This is a genomic window from Streptomyces sp. NPDC002309 (assembly GCF_053593375.1).
The window spans coordinates 87,920-103,548 of record NZ_JBSFCI010000030.1; the positions used below are offsets into that span (position 1 = coordinate 87,920).

Consider the following 15,629-nt stretch of genomic DNA (forward strand, 5'->3'; position numbering starts at 1 on the left):
CCCCATGGCACCACACCCTTATCAGAGCCTGCCGGAGCGCTCCTTCTGGCGCAGCGCGGTCGCCGAACGGGACCCGCTGGACATCGCCGACCTGTGGACGCCGAAGTGGCCCATCGACCAGGACGCGCCCGTCATCACGGCCGGGTCCTGCTTCGCCGGCCACATCGGACGCGCCCTGCTGGAAGAGGGCATGCACTGGTACGACGCGGAGCCGCCGCCCCCGGGACTGACCGCCGAGCAGCGATCGGCCCGCGGCTACCGCCGGTTCTCCTTCCGCACGGGGAACATCTATACCGCTGCCGCTCTGCGCCAGTGGATCGCCTGGGCACTCGGCTCCCGCACATCCCCCGGCGAGGTGTGGGAGGAGGACGGGCGCTTCTACGACCCGTACCGGCCCACGGTGGAGCCGGAGGGGTTCGCCTCGCCCGGTGAGCTGCTGCGCTCCCGCGAGGTCACCCTCGCCGCGCTGCGCACCGCGCTGGCCGAGGCGGAGGTCTTCGTCTTCACCCTCGGCCTGACCGAGGCGTGGCACGACACGGAGCGGGACGCCGTGCTGCCGATGTGCCCGGGGACCGTCCGCGGTTCCTTCGACGCCGGCCGGTACGTCCTGCGCAACCACACGGTCTCGCAGGTGCACGAGGACCTCACGCAGGCACTGGCCATGGCCCGGGGCGTCAACCCCGGTCTGCGGACGGTCCTCACGGTCTCTCCTGTGCCGCTGACGGCCACCGCCACCGGACGGCACGCCTTGGTCGCGACCACCTTCTCGAAGTCGGTGCTGCGGGCGGCTGCCGGGCAGCTCGCGGACGAGGACGCCCGCGTCGACTACTTCCCGTCGTACGAGATCGTCACGGGACTGCCGGGGCTCCCGGTTCTCCCGGCCCCTTCGGATGACCGGGATACGTCAGACACCTCGGGTGCGTCGGCTTCCGGGGGCCGGCGGGGCTTCTTCGAGGCCAACCTGCGTACCGTCCGTCCCGAGGGCGTGGCCTTCGTGATGGGGCACTTCTTCCGGGCGCTACGGGGCGAACCGGCCCGCACACCGCACACTCCCCCGCAGCCGCCGCCCACCGCCGGCGGAGAGGACCACTCCTGTGACGACGCCCTGCTCGACTACTACGGCCCCCGCCCGGTTCCTCCTGCTCGGTGACTCCCACGCGGCCTGCGTCGGTCAGGCCGCGCGGGCCGCGGGACTGCCCTTCGCGGGCGGGCCGGTCGGTTCGGGCCGGGATTTCCTGGGCCCCTTCTTCGACACCGACGGCACCGAAATCCGCTTGCGCGCGCCCGAAGGGCAGCGGCTCTACCGGGAGTTCCTCGACGCCCTGGGCGCCGGGGGGCTCGCCGGGCTGCCGGTGCCACTGGTGTGCACCTTCGGATTCAGCGCCCACACGGTGGCCACCCGGCAGAACTGGGACGTCCACCGCGACCGCCGCGGCGACTTCCCGGAGTCCTTCCTTCGCGGCGCGTTCTTCTCGGCCCTGGTGCAGGCCATGATCCGCGGCGCGCTCGCCTTCTACGACCACACGGCCGCGCTCGGTCTGCGGGTGGTGGCGGTCATGCCTCCGCAGCGCATCCCCGACATGTCGGACGCACAGGTGTTCCACGCCGCGCAGGACGTCGTCCGTGACGAGGTCGCCGCGCGCGGCGTCGAGATCGTCGACCTGCGCGCCCGGGTGACCGACCGCTCGGGAGAGCAACGCCCCGCCTTCTGCCTGCCGGACGACACGATCCACGGCAACCTCGCCTTCGGCCGCCTCGTGGTCGCCGAACTCCTCGACCGGGGACTGTGATCCGCCCCGCCCCCATCCGTTCCACTCCTCTCCCCCCGTCCCCTCCCGGAGGTCCCCATGGAGCAGTACGCCCTTCAGGCTGTCGAACGTCTGACGACCCGGCCCGCCGAGCCGTACGAGACCCTCTCGGTCAGCCCCCTCACCCCGCTGCTGGGCGCGGAGGTCTCGGGCCTCGACCTGTCGCAGGAGCTGACGCCCCAGCAGGAGAAGGAGGTCAAGCACGCCTTCCAGTCCCACCACGTCCTGGTCTTCCGCGACCAGGACCTCACCCCCGAGCAGCACAAGCGGTTCGCGAACGTCTTCGGTGAACTGCACCCTGTCACCCTCCCCGTGGAGGGTGCCGACCCGTACATCCTGGAGATCAGCGCGGACAAAAACTCCCGGGCCGTGGCCGGCAACGGCTGGCACTCCGACGGTACGGCGGACCCGGCGCCCTCCCTCGGGTCGTTGCTGTACCTCACGACCGTTCCCGAGGGCGGCAGCGGCGGCGACACCCTGTTCGCCAACATGCACCTCGCCTACGAGCTGCTCTCCCCCGCGATGAAGGAGTTCCTCGGCGGCCTGACCGCCCTGCACGACGGCGCCCTGCCGTGGACCGCCGCCGGGCAGACCCCTCCAGCCGAGTACGACGTGCCGCGCACCGAGCACCCCGTCGTCGTCCGGCACCCGGAGACCGGCCGCGAGCTGCTCTTCGTGAACGCCCCCTACACCTCGCACATCACTCAGCTCTCCCGCACCGAGAGCGACACCCTGCTGGGCATGCTGTACGCGCACATAGCCCGCACCCCGCTGCTGCAGTGCCGCGTGCGATGGCAGCCGCGCACCCTGGTGGTCTGGGACAACCGCAGCGTGCAGCACCACGCCGTGTGGGACTACTTCCCCCTCACGCGGCTCGGCCGCCGGATCGCCGTCGAGGGCACGCCCCTGCACCACTGATCCATTCCTCGCACATCATCGATCCCCTGGGGACAGGAGGGCGGTACCGCATGACTTCCACGACCGACGGGGCGGCGGGATTCCTGACCGCGCCGAGGTCACCGGACGCCGAGCCCAGGTCCGGGTCGCTGTCCGGCCCGGCATCTCCGGTAGGGCTGTGGTCCGTTGCGACGGCCCTCCACGACGAGTTGTCGGCCGACGTCCGCGACGGCTGGGCCCTTCGCCTGTACGCGCTGCTCCAGGAGCGGTACGGGGAGGACACGACCACCGATCCGTCGGTGGGCTCCGGCCTGTCGGTGGTCCACGACTGGCATCGCCACACGGTCCTTCCCCTTGTCGCCGAGACGGTGCCCGGCGCGGAGACGGTGCCGTTCTCCTCACTCGCCCGTCTGCATACCGCGGCGGCCGCGGGGCGTGCGGCCACCCCGGACGCCTGGCGGACCGCGCTGCATCCGGTCCTGCTCCACCTCCACGCCGCCGCGTACGACCGGACGACCGCCTACGCCGAGGGCCATGCGGGGGCCCGCGACTACGCGCTGTCCCAGGGCCGGTCCCCGGCCGAGGCCGACGCCTACGGCCACGAGTACGCCGCGCTGAGCTGCACCGCCAACGCGCGCGCCTTCGCCGAGGCGCACGCGCTGGCGCTGAGCGACGCGCTGGCGCTCGCCTACGCCGCCGACGACCGCAGGGCCTATGCGGACACCTTCCCCGGTTCCCACGTGCGAGCGGTTGTCCGTGCCTGTGAACAGGCCGAGCCGCACGCACCTGCCGCCGGGAATCCAGCCGCGCGTCTGTCCGAGGGGTTCCTCACGGCACTGGTGGGGGCGCGATCGCTACGGAGGCGGTGATCGCGCGCTCGCCGGGGCCGTGAAGCCGTCGGCGGCGGGTCAGCCGCAGGGGACCTCGGTCAGCCTTCGACGCGAGGGACGGCCGAGGGCAGGGGCACGATCCGCCGCCGGTCCGGCGGCGGTTCGTGCGGCGCGGCTCCCGGTCCGTCCCGGGGCACCAGGACGCGCAGGGCACACTGCCGGACGGCGCGGACCTCGGGTGTGGGCAGCATCAGGGCCTCGCCGTCGACGGCCACCGGGATGGTCGCGGCGGTGACCTCGCCCCCGCGCGACGTCAGGGGAGTCACCCCGAAAGAGCGAGCCCCGCACGACGAGGTCGGCCGCCCGCACGGCGGCTCGCCGTGCCCGAACCGGGCCGGGCCGTCTCGCCGGGCTCGTCCCCGACCGACGTCACCGCTCACCGGCGAGGTCGAGATCACCCTTGCTCGCCTCGGCCACACCCTCAGCACTCCGGGGACGCCGCCAGGGGTGCGCGATCGGAACGGAGACCGCCCGCCACCACGCCTCCACCGGCAGCCTCCCCGCCGGCTCGAACGGCTCACCCGGCCGCGGGAACGCCACCGCCTGGCCGACTTCCTCGGCGGCGTCCTTCGTCCACTCACCGGGTTCGGCGTAGGGGTGCGGGGCGAGGTTGAAGGTCCCCCAGTGGATCGGCAGCAGCACCCCTGCCGGGGCGTCCCCGCCCTGGAGGTCCAGATGCGCGCGGACACCCTCCTCGGGGGTCATGTGGATGTCCGGCCAGTACCGGCTGTACGCGCCGATCTGGATCATCGTGGCGTCGAAGGGGCCGTGGTCGGCGCCGATGTCGCGGAAGCCGTCGAAGTAACCGGTGTCGCCGCTGTGGAATATCCGGTGACTCTCCCCCGCGACGGCCCAGGACGCCCAGAGGGTGTGCTGGGTGTTGCGCAGACCGCGTCCGCAGAAGTGGCGGGCCGGGGTGGCGGTCAGGGTCAGCCCGCCGACCTTGGTCGACTCCTGCCAGTCCAGCTCGCGCAGCCGGTCCGCGGACACGCCCCAGTGCTCCAAATGGGCGCCGACACCGAGCGGCACGGCGAACACCGTGTCCGTCCCGGCCAGCGCCCTGATCGTGGGCAGGTCCAGATGGTCGTAGTGGTCGTGCGAGATGACCACGACGTCGACCGGGCCGAGCGCGGTCAGGGGCAGCGGCACCGGGTGCAGCCGCTTGGGCCCGGCGAAGGCGAACGGGGAGCAGCGCTCGCCCCAGACCGGGTCGAAGAGCACCCGCTGCCCGTCGATCTCCGCGAGGACGCTGGAGTGCCCCAGCCAGGTCAGCCTGAGGCCGGTGGCGGGCGGTCGCGCGAGGTCGGCGGCCGTCGTGGGATGAACAGGCATCACACCGTGCGGGGTGCGGCGGTTGCGGGCGTCCTTGTCGAAGTAGGTCTTCGCGATGTCGCGCGTCGATCCCGACGGCCGGATCCGCGAGGGTCCACCGGGGTTCTGGAAGACACCGTCCTTGAAGTGGGGCGATCTGCGGATGCGCGCCATGCGCTCGCCGATCGGCTCCGCGCCGAAGGCCGCGGGCTGCAGCGCGCGGAGCCCGGAGCTCAGGGAACGGGAACCGGCCACGGTGCCTCCAGGTGGAATCGGTGGGACCTCCATTATGGTCCGCCCCACCGACACCATCCGCCGCCCGACGTGCATACTGACTCGTGATTCAGTACGCGCGTAACCCGCGCGAGACGCGAAACAGCCGCTGCCACAAGGAGTTTCCGTGACCGCCCCCCTTCTGTCGCTCACCTGGACCGACGACGTCACCGGCCGCCAGGGCTTCCTGGTCGTCGACCGTCTGGTGCGCGGTGTGGCCAGCGGTGGACTGCGGATGCGCCCGGGCTGCACGCTGGAGGAGGTCGCCGGACTCGCGCGCGGGATGTCCGTGAAGGAGGCCCTGCACTACGACCCGGAGGCCCGTTACGTACCCCTCGGCGGCGCCAAGGGCGGCATCGACTGCGATCCCCGGGACCCGGCGGCGTACGGGCTGCTGGTCCGGTACCTGCGGGCCGTGCGGCCCTACATCGAGACCTTCTGGACCACCGGTGAGGACCTCGGTCTGACCCAGGACCTGGTGGACCGGGCCGCCGCCGAGGCGGGGCTGGTCTCGTCGATCCAGGCGGTGTACCCGTTGCTGGCGGACGAGACGGCCGCACGGCGGCGGCTCGCCGACGCGTTCGCGGTGGAGGTCGACGGGATCGGGCTGGCCGAGCTGGTCGGCGGCTGCGGGGTCGCGGAGGCGGTGCTCGCCGCCCTGGACCGGGCGGGCCTGCCGTACGCGGGCACCCGGGTCGCCGTACAGGGCATGGGCACCATGGGTGGCGCCACGGCGCGCTTCCTCACACGCGCGGGCCTCACGGTCGTCGCCGTCGCCGACGTCAGGGGCACGATCGCCGATCCGGCGGGGCTCGACGTCGACGCGTTGCTCGCCGCGCGGGACGCGTACGGCACGGTGGACCGTACGGCGTTGCGGCCCGGGGCCCGCGAACTTCCCGGGGACGCCTGGCTGGCCGCCGACGCCGAGGTGCTGGTGCCCGCCGCCGTCTCCTACGCGATCGGCGCCGCGGACCAGCATCGGATCACCGCCCGCTGGATCGTCGAGGCCGCCAACATGCCCGTCGTCCCCGAGGCGGAGGCGCTGCTCACCGCGCGCGGGGTGACGGTCCTGCCCGACGTGGTCGTCAACTCGGCGACGAACGCCTGGTGGTGGTGGACCTTGTTCGGTGACATCGGCGCGGACGCGCGGGAGGCGTTCGCGTACACGCGGCGCTCCCTGCGCGCCCTGACCGAACTGGTGCTGGACCGCGCGGAGGCCGACGGGAGCACGCCGCGGGCCGCCGCGCACGCCGTCGCCGGGGACCGGCTGCCGCTGCTCACGGAGCGCTTCGGGTCGTACCGCTGACGCGAAGGTCACCGCCCGGCCACCGTGCGGACGTTGCCCGTTAGGGTGACGGCGTGGCGAGAGTGCGGTTGAGCGTGGCGCAGCGGCGCGAGGAGTTGTTGCGTGCCGCGGTGGAGCAGATCGAGGTGCGCGGCGTCGCGGCGGTGCGGATCGCCGATGTGGCGTCCGCGCTCGGGGTGAGCAACGCGCTGGTGCTGTACCACTTCTCCACCAAGGAGAGGCTGGTCGCCGCCGCGTTCGCGTACGCGGCCGAGGACGACCTCGCCCATCTGGCCAAGCTGCTGGGCCGGCGCACGACCGCCGAGCGGCGGCTTCGGGCGGCGGTGCGCTGGTACGCGCCGACGGGACCGGCGAAGGGCTGGCGCCTGTGGATCGAGGGCTGGGCGGCGGCGCTGCGCGAGCCCGCGCTGCGGGAGGTCACCCGGGACCTCGACAAGCGCTGGAAGGCGGCCATCGCGGAGGTCATCGCCGAGGGGGTGGCGGCGGGCGAGTTCCGCTGCCCCGACCCCATGGGCGCGGCCCTGCGCCTGACGGCCCTGCTCGACGGGCTCGCCGTCCAGATCACGTCCTACGCGGGAGCCGTGTCACGCGCGCGTGCGCAGGAGTGGGTGGACGAGGCGCTGGCGCGGGAACTCCGGTCCGCGGAGATGCCGGCGACTCCACCGCACTGAACGGGTGCCTGTTCCGCCACTTCTCCGCCGTGCGACCTCGCGCGGCCCGCCCGCGGCCCGAACCGGCCCGGCAGCCGGAACGGCCCGTTCCGCACGGGTGCCGCGAGGCCGCCCGCGGGCGGCCTCAGGCCACCGACTCGATCCGCATCTTGATGTCGTCCGGCGACAACACGCCCTTGGCGGTGACATGGTCGCCCGAGGACTCGCCCCGCAGTCGCCGGCCGATCCACGGCACCAGGTACTCCCGCGCCCAGTGGACGTCGTCCCGGCGCACGTCGAGCGCGCCGCGCGGCGGAAGCGGCGGCCAGGGCTGCTCCGGGTCGGCGGGGACGGCCAGGCGCAGGGCCTGACCGGCGCGCAGTGCCACGCGCGTGTGCCCCTCGGGCGACAGGTGCAGACGGTCGTCGTCCCAGGCACGGCGGTCCTGGACGGACTTGAGCGACCACAGGTCGAGCACCGGGCAGCCGTACCGGTCGGCGATGGCCCGCACATGGCCGTTGTAGGTGGCGATCTTGCCGCGCAGATGCCTGAGCAGGGGGACGCCGCGGGTGTCGAAGCCGGTGGTCACCAGGACGGTCCCGGCGGCCGGGAGCAGTGCGGCGAGCCCGCGCTCGAAGCGCTCCGCCACGTCGTCCGGGTCGGTGCCCGGACGGATGATGTCGTTGCCGCCGGCGCAGAACGAGACCAGGTCCGGCGCGAGTCCGGCGGCCCTCGGGACCTGCTCCGCCACGATCTGGTCGAGCAGCCTGCCGCGCACGGCGAGGTTGGTGTACTGGAAGTCGCCCTCGGGTCGGCGGTCCGCGAGCAGTACGGCGAACCGGTCGGCCCAGCCGACGAACGCCCCGTCGGGGCCGGGGTCGCCGACGCCCTCGGTGAAACTGTCCCCCACCGCCACGTACGACCCGATCACTGATCTGCTGTCATTCTTCGAATCGTCTGCCACGTCGGGACATGATTCCCCTTCGAATGTGACCTACGCGACCGTAGGAAGGGGTTGACGCGCGGTGAGAAAGGCCACGGCCAAAGGATTGGTCAATTGCGGAATAGGCCCCGACGGAAACGGGCGACGCCATGGACACGGTCGACACCGAAGGCCGGCCCCCTGGATCGGGGACCGGCCTTCTGCGGCATGAGCGGCGCGTGCGTCAGCCGATCGGGACGCCCTTGGAGGCCAGGTAGGCGACCGGGTCGACGTCCGAGCCGTAGTCCGGCGTGGTGCGGATCTCGAAGTGCAGGTGCGGACCCGTGGAGTTGCCGGTCGAGCCCGACAGGCCGATCCGCTGGCCCGCGCCCACGGTCTGACCGGCGGAGACGGACAGCGAGGACAGGTGGGCGTACTGGGCGTAGAAGCCGTCGGCGAGCTTGATGACGACCTGGTTGCCGTAGGAACCGGCCCAGCCCGCGGAGACGACCGTGCCCTCGCCGACCGCCTTGAGCGGGGTGCCGCTCGCGGCGGCGAAGTCGACGCCCGTGTGGTAGCCGCTGGCCCACATGCTGCCCGTCACGCGGTAGGCGGTGCCTATGCCGGCACCCTCCACGGGGGCGGAGAACCCGGTGGAGGGGGCGGTGTCCGCGGCCGGGGCGGCGGAAGCCTGGTCCGCGGCGGACTCGGGCGCCTGCGCGGTCTCCGCGGACCGCTCCGAGGACTGAGGCGTCTCCGCGGACGACGACTTCGCCGAGGGGGCAGCGGTGGAGGAGGCCGGCTCGTCGGTGTTCGCCGCGGCCCTCTGGCCTATCGTCAGCTTCAGACCCGGGTGGATGAGCGCCGGGTTCCCGCCGACGGCCTCCCGGTTGTCCTCGTAGAGCCGCTGCCAGCCACCGCTGACGTTCTGCTCGTCGGCGATCTTCGAGAGGTAGTCGCCCGCCCGCACGGAATACGTCCGGGCACCCGACCGGTCGGCGGACTGCTTCACGGCGGGCTGCTTCTCGGTGACGTGCTGCCGAACGGCCGTCTTCTGGGCCGGGATCGACGAGACGGCCTTCTCCGCGGCGGACTGCGCCGTGGTGGCGTGGGCGCCGGCGGCCCCCATCAGCGGGAGGGCCAGCGCGGCACCACCGGTTCCGGCGACGGCTATGGATCGGGTGAAGCGCTGGGTCTTCGGACGGCGGTGCTTACCCTTCGCGGGCATGGCGAGTTCCTCTCCGGCGCCTGCGAGGTGAGCTGTCGGGTGCGGACTGGAGATGTCCGGCCGCGCGGGGACGCGGCTTTACCCCGAGCCTGTTCCGGAGACCGGGACAGGCTGTTCTGCCTGTGGGTCCCCCGCTCCTGCCGTACACGGGTGAGTTGGCGCGGGCACCGGGCGGCGGCAGGATTCGGCGTCCGTCCGGATCGGGTGGAACGTAAGCGACCGAGACGCAACGGGACAAGCGAGAGGTTCCGCCGGAACACCGTTTCGTTGATCCTTTCACCCCAATTCCGGTCACACTCCGTGCATCGGGACGCATGTGAATCCGGTAAACGCCCTTGAAGCCATGTGAATTGCGTGGTCATGACGAACGACGCTCGGTCACGGATATGACACTGCTCACGTGACTCCGCTCCAGGTCTCCCTGTTCCGCGACGAGTTGGAGCGAAGCACGCGATTGGGGCAGAAGGTGCATATGCGTCGATAACCGTCCACTCCCCCGCTTTCATCACTCCCGGGCGACCACCTGTGGACAACTCATGGATGTGAGAACGCGTGTCGTATCGTCAGGGAAGTGCCCGACGGCGAGCAGCGCCGGCGGGGCGATGGGAGGGAGCCCCCGTGACGCAGCAGGTGCCGTCGACCGAGCCCGAGCTGGCCGGAGTGCGCAACTTCCGTGACGTGGGCGGGCTGCCGACGGTGGACGGGCGCAGGGTGCGGCACGGAGTGCTGTTCCGCAGCGGCCACCTCGCGCACGCCACCGCGGAGGACGCCGTGTTCCTGGCCGCCCTGGGGCTGCACACGGTCTTCGACTTCCGTAACGCCGCGGACCAGGAGCTGGAGGGCCCGGACGTGGAGCTGCCGGGCGTGCGCAACGTGAACCTGCCGCTGACGGACCCGGCGGACGGCGCCGAGTTCTGGAAGATGGTCCGGGACGGGGACCTGGAGCAACTGCGCAATGTCCTGGCCGACGGCAAGGCCGCGGACCGGATGATCGCGTCGTATCGCGCGATCGTCACGGAGCGCACCGCCGAGCACTCCCAGGTGCTGCACGCGCTCGCCGAGGACAGTGTCCCCGCGCTGATGCACTGCGCGGCGGGCAAGGACCGCGCCGGCCTGTCGATCGCCGTCACGCTGCTGGCGGTCGGCGTGGAGCGCGAGGCGATCCTCGCCGACTACCTGGAGTCCAACGTCAAGCACCGCCGCTACAAGATGCACCGCGGCGGCGACTCCGGCCCGTCCTGGTCGCCCGAGGTCATGGAGCTGCTGAGCCCCCTCTTCGACGCGCGCGCGGAGTATCTGTCGGCGGCGTTCGAGACCGTCGAGAAGACCTGGGGCGACGTCGACACCTATCTGGCACAGGCGCTCGGCGTCACCCCGGAGACCCGGGAGCGACTGCGCGAGCGCCTGCTCGACTGACCCCTGGGGGCCACTGGCGCCGCGTCGGACGAGGTTCGCCCGCGAGGAGCGGGGCGAACCTTGGCCGACGCGGTACTACTAGGCCCCGACCTCGAACAGCAGGTAGAGGAAGGCGGCGAAGAGGTGCCCCGCCACGATGTAGATCAGCAGACGGAGCCAGATGCCCCGGGGAAGCTTTTGTTCGATGTCGCTCATGGCATGTCTCCTGTGACGGGGCCGAGGCACAGCGCGGCCGTGGGGCTCTGCAGCAAGGTGTGAACGAACAGGAGGTCGACCCCGCCCGGGTCCTGGGCGGCGATGAGGTGCGGGGTCAGGGAGTCGAAGTGGGCACTGTCACCCGGGTCGAGCAGGTGAGCCGCGTCACCCAGGCGCAGCCGCAGCCGCCCCGTGAGGACGTACAGCCACTCCTCACCGGCGTGCACCCGGACGATGTCGCCCTGCGAGCCGTACGGCACGTGCACCCGCAGGGCCTGCATGCCCCGCCCGGAGGCGCCGGCCTGCCAGTACGTCCAGCCGGCCGCAGCCGTGGACTCCATGTCGGCGGCGCGTACGACGGCATCCCGGTCGGGGACCGTCTCAGCCAGCAGCTCCGAGACGGTCGTACTGTAGATACGGGCCAGTGCCAGCAGCATCGGCAGCGAGGGCTGGCGCTGCCCGGTCTCCAGCCGGGAGAGATGGGCGGGTGACAGTCCCGCCGCACGTGCGGCGGCCTCCAGGGTGAGGGAGGCCCGGCGGCGCAGGTCGCGGAGCTGCGGGGCGACGACCGGCAGCACGCCGGTCGCCTCGGCCCCGAGCTCTGATGAGGAGCTCATGGCTCCATTCAGCCCGATTATTGCCTCTAGGGCAAATCTATTGCCTCAGAGGCAAACCGCACCCACCGGGGCGAGTCCGGAGCGTCAGCGGTCGGCCACCGCCTGCTTCACCAGCGTCTTACCGAAGTCCCACATCAGCCCGCCCCCGCTGTGGGCGTCGTCCATCACGTCCGTGAAGGCGTCGACGAACCGGTCCACCTCCCGCTCACCGATGATCAGCGGCGGGATCAGCTTGATCACCTCCAGGTGGTCGCCGGAGACCTGGGTGAGGATCCGGTGCCGCTGGAGCAGCGGGACGACGACCATCTGCGCGAAGAGTCCCTTGCGGGCGGCCTGGAGCATGGCCCAGCGGCTGCGCAGCCTCAGCGACCGGGGCCGCCCGAACTCGATGCCGATCATGAGCCCCCGGCCGCGCACGTCCGCGAGCAGCTCGTACTTGTCGACCAGTGCGGCGAGCCGGGACCTGAGCAGTTCGCCCGTGGCCCGGGCGCCGGCGACGACCTGCTCGCTCTCCATGACCGACAGCACCGCGAGCCCGGCGGCCATGGCCTGCGCGTTGGAGCCGAAGCTGGCCGAGTGGACCAGCACCCGGTCCATCGACGAGTAGACCTTCTTGAAGATCCAGTCCTTGCCGAGCGTGGCGCCCACCGGCACATAGCCGCCGGAGAGCGCCTTCGCCACACAGACCAGGTCGGGCTCGACGCCCTCCTCGTGCTGGTAGGCGTAGAAGTCGCCGGTGCGGCCGAGACCCGTCTGCACCTCGTCGGCGATGAGCAGCGCCTTGTGCCGGTGCAGCAGCTCCTGGGCGGCCCGCAGATAGCCGGGCGGGGCCGCGTGCACGCCCTTGCCCTGGATCGGCTCCACGATCAGCGCGGCGACGTCGCCCTTCTTCACCTCCCGTGCCAGGGCGTCGAGGTCGCCCAGCGGTACGGCGGTGTCCGGCAGCAGCGGGGCGAAGCCGTCCCGGAAGCCCGCCTCGCCGTTCACGGACAGCGAGCCGGTGGTCAGGCCGTGGAAGGCGTGCGCGCAGTACAGGACCCTGGGCCTGCCGGTGACGAACCGGGCGAACTTCAGCGCGGTCTCCACCGCCTCGGTCCCGCTGTTGCCGAAGAACACCCGGTCCAGGTGCGGGCTGTGCGCCAGCAGCCGCTCGGCGAGCAGACCGGGCAGCGGCTGGCAGTCGAACCGGGTGAGGTCGGCGAGCTGCGCGTCGAGCACGTCGTGCAGCGCCTTGCGCACCACGGGGTGGTGGCGGCCCAGGCCCATGACCCCGAAGCCGGCGAGCATGTCCAGGTAGTCGTTGCCCTCCGCGTCCCAGAAGTGGGCGCCCTCCGCGCGCTCGTAGACCTTGTCGAAGCCGATGGTGTGCAGCATGCGCGGCAGCTGGTGGTTGAGGTACCGGGCGTGCAGGTCGTAGCGCTCGGCGCCGCGCTCGGCGAGCAGCGCGCCGAGGTCGAACGCGCCGCCGGGCACGGGCTCCGGCGGGGTCGACGCGGATTCCGCGGTGGTCATGGGTGGTTCTCCTTGGACAGCGTCTCCCCGGCGGCGGTCGCCTTCGAGGACTGCTCCGGCACCGGTACGACGACCCCCGTGGACGGCCCCTCCGTCGCGGGCCGCTGCCCGCCCTCCCCGCGCCGCGCGCCCGGCGGCGCGGTCGCCCGGTGCCGCTCGTCCCGGACGGCGAGGCTCGCGCCGATCCGGCCGGCGATCTCGACCGGTGTGAGGCCGATGTCGGCCAGCACCTCGCCCCGCTTGGCGTGCGCCAGGAACTGCTCCGGGATGCCGAAGCGGCGTACCGGCACGTCCACGTCGGCGTCGCTCAGGGACAGCGCGACTGCGGCGCCGACCCCCGCCGCCCGGCTGTTGTCCTCGACCACGGCGACCAGCCGGTGCCCGGCCGCGAGGCCGGGCAGCGCGGGATCGACCGGCTTGACCCAGCGGGGGTCGACCACCGTGCAGCCGATCCCCCGGGCCGCGAGCAGCTCGGCGGCCTGCAGGCACACCGGCGCCATCACACCGACCGCGACGAGCAGCACCTCGGGCTCTTCGGACCGGTGCAGCACGTCCAGGCCGCCCACCCGGTCGACCGCGGGGACGCAGGGCCCCGCGGACTCCTTCGGGAAGCGCACCAGCGTGGGCGCGTCGTCGACGGCGACCGCCTCGCGCAACTGGGCCCGCAACTGGTCGGCGTCGCGCGGCGCCGCGATCCGCAGTCCGGGCACGACCTGGAGGATCGACATGTCCCACATGCCGTTGTGCGAGGCCCCGTCGACGCCGGTCACCCCGGCCCGGTCCAGGACGAAGGTCACACCGCAGCGGTGCAGCGCCACATCCATCAGGAGCTGGTCGAAGGCGCGGTTGAGGAAGGTGGCGTAGACGGCGACGACCGGGTGCAGCCCGCCGGTGGCGAGGCCGGCTGCGGAGACGGCCGCGTGCTGCTCGGCGATGCCGACGTCCCACACCCGGTCCGGGAACCGCCGGGCGAACTCGCCCAGACCCACCGGGTGCAGCATCGCCGCGGTGATCGCGACGACGTCCTCCCGCTCCTCCCCGATCCGCACGATCTCGTCACCGAACACCGAGGTCCAGGACGGGCCGCCCGCGGGAGTCAGCGGCTCGCAGGTCAGCGGGTCCATCACGCCGACGGTGTGGAAGTGGTCCTCCTCGTGCGCGAGGGCCGGTTCGTAGCCGCGGCCCTTCTCGGTGAGGCAGTGCACGAGCACCGGCCCGTGGAATCGTTTCGCGCGCCGCAGCGCCGACTCCACGGCCTTCACGTCGTGCCCGTCGATCGGCCCGACGTACTTCAGCCCGAGGTCCTCGAACATCCCCTGGGGCGCGAACGCGTCCTTGAAACCCTTCTTGGCGCCGTGCAGCGCCTCGTAGAGGGTGTGCCCGACGATGGGCGTGCCCTGGAGCACGTCCTTGCCCCAGGCCAGCACCTTCTCGTAGGAGTCCGTGGTCCGCAGCGCCGCCAGATGGTTGGCGAGTCCGCCGATGGTCGGGGCGTAGGAGCGCTCGTTGTCGTTGACGACGATGATCAGGGGCCGGTTCTTGGCCGCCGCGATGTTGTTCAGGGCCTCCCAGGCCATTCCGCCGGTCAGGGCGCCGTCGCCGATCACCGCGACGACGTGGCCCTTCTCCCCCTGCACCTGGCGCGCCTTGGCGAGCCCGTCGGCCCAGCCGAGCGCGGTGGAGGCGTGCGAGTTCTCGATGACGTCGTGCTCGGACTCCTCGCGCGAGGGATAGCCGGACAGGCCGCCCTTGCCGCGCAGCTTGGAGAAGTCCTGACGTCCCGTCAACAGCTTGTGCACATAGCTCTGGTGGCCGGTGTCCCACAGGATGCGGTCGGCCGGGGACTCGAAGACCCGGTGGAGCGCGAGGGACAGTTCCACCACGCCCAGGTTGGGCCCCAGATGGCCGCCGGTTCTGGCGACCGCGTGCACCAGGAACTCTCTGATCTCTTCTGCCAGTTCGCCAAGTTGCGCCTCGGACAGCGCCTTCAGGTCGCGTGGTCCCCGGATGCTCTCCAGAATCGTCACTCTCGGGCCCCCTCTCGGTCCGTGCCTTGCGTCAGCTCACAGTCACTGCCGGTTTCCCCCGGCCGGAGGGGACGCCTGTCGCCGCCCCCTCCTGCTCCATCCGTTCGGCCAGCTTCATGGCCTCTTCGATCAGCGTCTCGACGATCTTGGACTCCGGGACGGTCTTGATGACCTCGCCCTTGACGAAGATCTGCCCCTTGCCGTTGCCGGAAGCGACCCCGAGGTCGGCCTCCCGGGCCTCACCGGGACCGTTCACCACACAGCCCATGACGGCGACGCGCAGCGGGACCTCCATGCCTTCGAGCCCCGCCGTGACCTCCTCGGCCAGCTTGTAGACGTCGACCTGGGCGCGCCCGCAGGACGGGCAGGAAACGATCTCCAGACCGCGCTGCCTGAGGTTGAGGGACTCCAGGATCTGGTTGCCGACCTTGACCTCCTCGACCGGCGGAGCCGACAGCGAGACCCGGATGGTGTCGCCGATACCCTCGGAGAGCAGCGCACCGAAGGCGACCGCCGACTTGATCGTGCCCTGGAACGCCGGACCCGCCTCCGTGACACCCAGGTGCAGCGGGTAGTC

16 protein-coding genes and 1 riboswitch are annotated in these 15,629 nt (G+C 72.1%); of the genes, 7 read left to right on the plus strand and 9 right to left on the minus strand.

Annotated elements, in window-relative coordinates; all coding sequences use genetic code 11:
* Positions 1–4 precede the first annotated feature (4 nt).
* The 4 genes from ACWCPM_RS24350 to ACWCPM_RS24365 are packed head-to-tail and all read left to right on the plus strand — an operon-like array spanning position 5 to position 3,574.
* On the plus strand, positions 5–1,150 hold the full coding sequence (locus ACWCPM_RS24350; protein WP_450978364.1) for a GSCFA domain-containing protein: 1,146 nt from the start codon (positions 5–7) through the stop codon (positions 1,148–1,150).
* A complete protein-coding gene (locus ACWCPM_RS24355; RefSeq protein WP_450978365.1) occupies positions 1,095–1,790 on the plus strand; it encodes a hypothetical protein in 696 nt (231 codons plus the stop codon). The genes ACWCPM_RS24350 and ACWCPM_RS24355 overlap by 56 nt, the downstream gene beginning before the upstream one ends.
* 57 nt (positions 1,791–1,847) lie before the next feature.
* Positions 1,848–2,726, plus strand: a complete 879-nt coding sequence (locus ACWCPM_RS24360) for a TauD/TfdA dioxygenase family protein (RefSeq protein WP_450978366.1) — start codon at positions 1,848–1,850, stop codon at positions 2,724–2,726.
* A gap of 50 nt (positions 2,727–2,776) precedes the next feature.
* On the plus strand, positions 2,777–3,574 hold the full coding sequence (locus ACWCPM_RS24365) for a hypothetical protein (RefSeq protein ID WP_450978367.1): 798 nt from the start codon (positions 2,777–2,779) through the stop codon (positions 3,572–3,574).
* A 59-nt stretch (positions 3,575–3,633) separates the two neighbouring features.
* Here ACWCPM_RS24365 and ACWCPM_RS24370 read toward each other — a convergent pair whose 3' ends face one another.
* Entirely contained in the window at positions 3,634–3,861 is a 228-nt protein-coding gene (locus ACWCPM_RS24370) for a hypothetical protein (RefSeq protein WP_450978368.1), read from the minus strand.
* 103 nt (positions 3,862–3,964) lie between these two features.
* Positions 3,965–5,161 carry an MBL fold metallo-hydrolase gene (locus ACWCPM_RS24375; protein ID WP_450978369.1) on the minus strand — a complete coding sequence of 399 codons (1,197 nt, stop codon included), beginning with the start codon at positions 5,159–5,161 and terminating at the stop codon, positions 3,965–3,967.
* 145 nt (positions 5,162–5,306) lie between these two features.
* Between ACWCPM_RS24375 and ACWCPM_RS24380 the strand changes: the two genes are divergently transcribed.
* Together ACWCPM_RS24380 and ACWCPM_RS24385 are read left to right on the plus strand one after the other, a co-directional pair.
* Entirely contained in the window at positions 5,307–6,485 is a 1,179-nt protein-coding gene (locus tag ACWCPM_RS24380) for a Glu/Leu/Phe/Val dehydrogenase dimerization domain-containing protein (protein WP_450978370.1), read from the plus strand.
* A 53-nt stretch (positions 6,486–6,538) separates the two neighbouring features.
* Positions 6,539–7,156, plus strand: coding sequence for a TetR family transcriptional regulator C-terminal domain-containing protein (locus ACWCPM_RS24385; RefSeq protein WP_450978371.1), 618 nt, complete (start codon positions 6,539–6,541; stop codon positions 7,154–7,156).
* Between the two features lie 124 nt (positions 7,157–7,280).
* Here the strand turns inward: ACWCPM_RS24385 and ACWCPM_RS24390 are convergent, their stop codons facing one another.
* Together ACWCPM_RS24390 and ACWCPM_RS24395 are read right to left on the minus strand one after the other, a co-directional pair.
* Complete coding sequence (locus ACWCPM_RS24390; RefSeq protein WP_450978380.1) at positions 7,281–8,066, minus strand: SGNH/GDSL hydrolase family protein; 786 nt, start codon at positions 8,064–8,066, stop codon at positions 7,281–7,283.
* Between the two features lie 235 nt (positions 8,067–8,301).
* On the minus strand, positions 8,302–9,285 hold the full coding sequence (locus ACWCPM_RS24395) for a M23 family metallopeptidase (RefSeq protein WP_450978372.1): 984 nt from the start codon (positions 9,283–9,285) through the stop codon (positions 8,302–8,304).
* A 4-nt stretch (positions 9,286–9,289) separates the two neighbouring features.
* A riboswitch (cyclic di-AMP (ydaO/yuaA leader) is annotated at positions 9,290–9,456 on the minus strand.
* Positions 9,457–9,903: 447 nt separating this feature from the next.
* On the opposite strand from ACWCPM_RS24395, the gene ACWCPM_RS24400 reads away from it, so the two are divergent.
* On the plus strand, positions 9,904–10,701 hold the full coding sequence (locus tag ACWCPM_RS24400) for a tyrosine-protein phosphatase (RefSeq protein WP_450978373.1): 798 nt from the start codon (positions 9,904–9,906) through the stop codon (positions 10,699–10,701).
* A gap of 78 nt (positions 10,702–10,779) precedes the next feature.
* On the opposite strand, the gene ACWCPM_RS24405 is transcribed toward ACWCPM_RS24400, so the two are convergent.
* From ACWCPM_RS24405 to ACWCPM_RS24425, 5 genes are all read right to left on the minus strand, one after another.
* Positions 10,780–10,896 (minus strand): DUF6126 family protein, encoded by a 117-nt coding sequence (locus ACWCPM_RS24405; RefSeq protein ID WP_450978374.1) that lies wholly within the window; start codon positions 10,894–10,896, stop codon positions 10,780–10,782.
* Positions 10,893–11,513, minus strand: a complete 621-nt coding sequence (locus tag ACWCPM_RS24410; protein WP_450978375.1) for a helix-turn-helix domain-containing protein — start codon at positions 11,511–11,513, stop codon at positions 10,893–10,895. The genes ACWCPM_RS24405 and ACWCPM_RS24410 overlap by 4 nt, the downstream gene beginning before the upstream one ends.
* 84 nt (positions 11,514–11,597) lie before the next feature.
* Positions 11,598–13,025 carry an aspartate aminotransferase family protein gene (locus ACWCPM_RS24415; protein WP_450978376.1) on the minus strand — a complete coding sequence of 476 codons (1,428 nt, stop codon included), beginning with the start codon at positions 13,023–13,025 and terminating at the stop codon, positions 11,598–11,600.
* Positions 13,022–15,052, minus strand: a complete 2,031-nt coding sequence (gene dxs / locus ACWCPM_RS24420; protein WP_450978377.1) for a 1-deoxy-D-xylulose-5-phosphate synthase — start codon at positions 15,050–15,052, stop codon at positions 13,022–13,024. The genes ACWCPM_RS24415 and dxs overlap by 4 nt, the downstream gene beginning before the upstream one ends.
* 31 nt (positions 15,053–15,083) lie before the next feature.
* On the minus strand, positions 15,084–15,629 hold a 546-nt coding region (locus tag ACWCPM_RS24425; RefSeq protein ID WP_450978378.1), incomplete at its 5' end, for a flavodoxin-dependent (E)-4-hydroxy-3-methylbut-2-enyl-diphosphate synthase.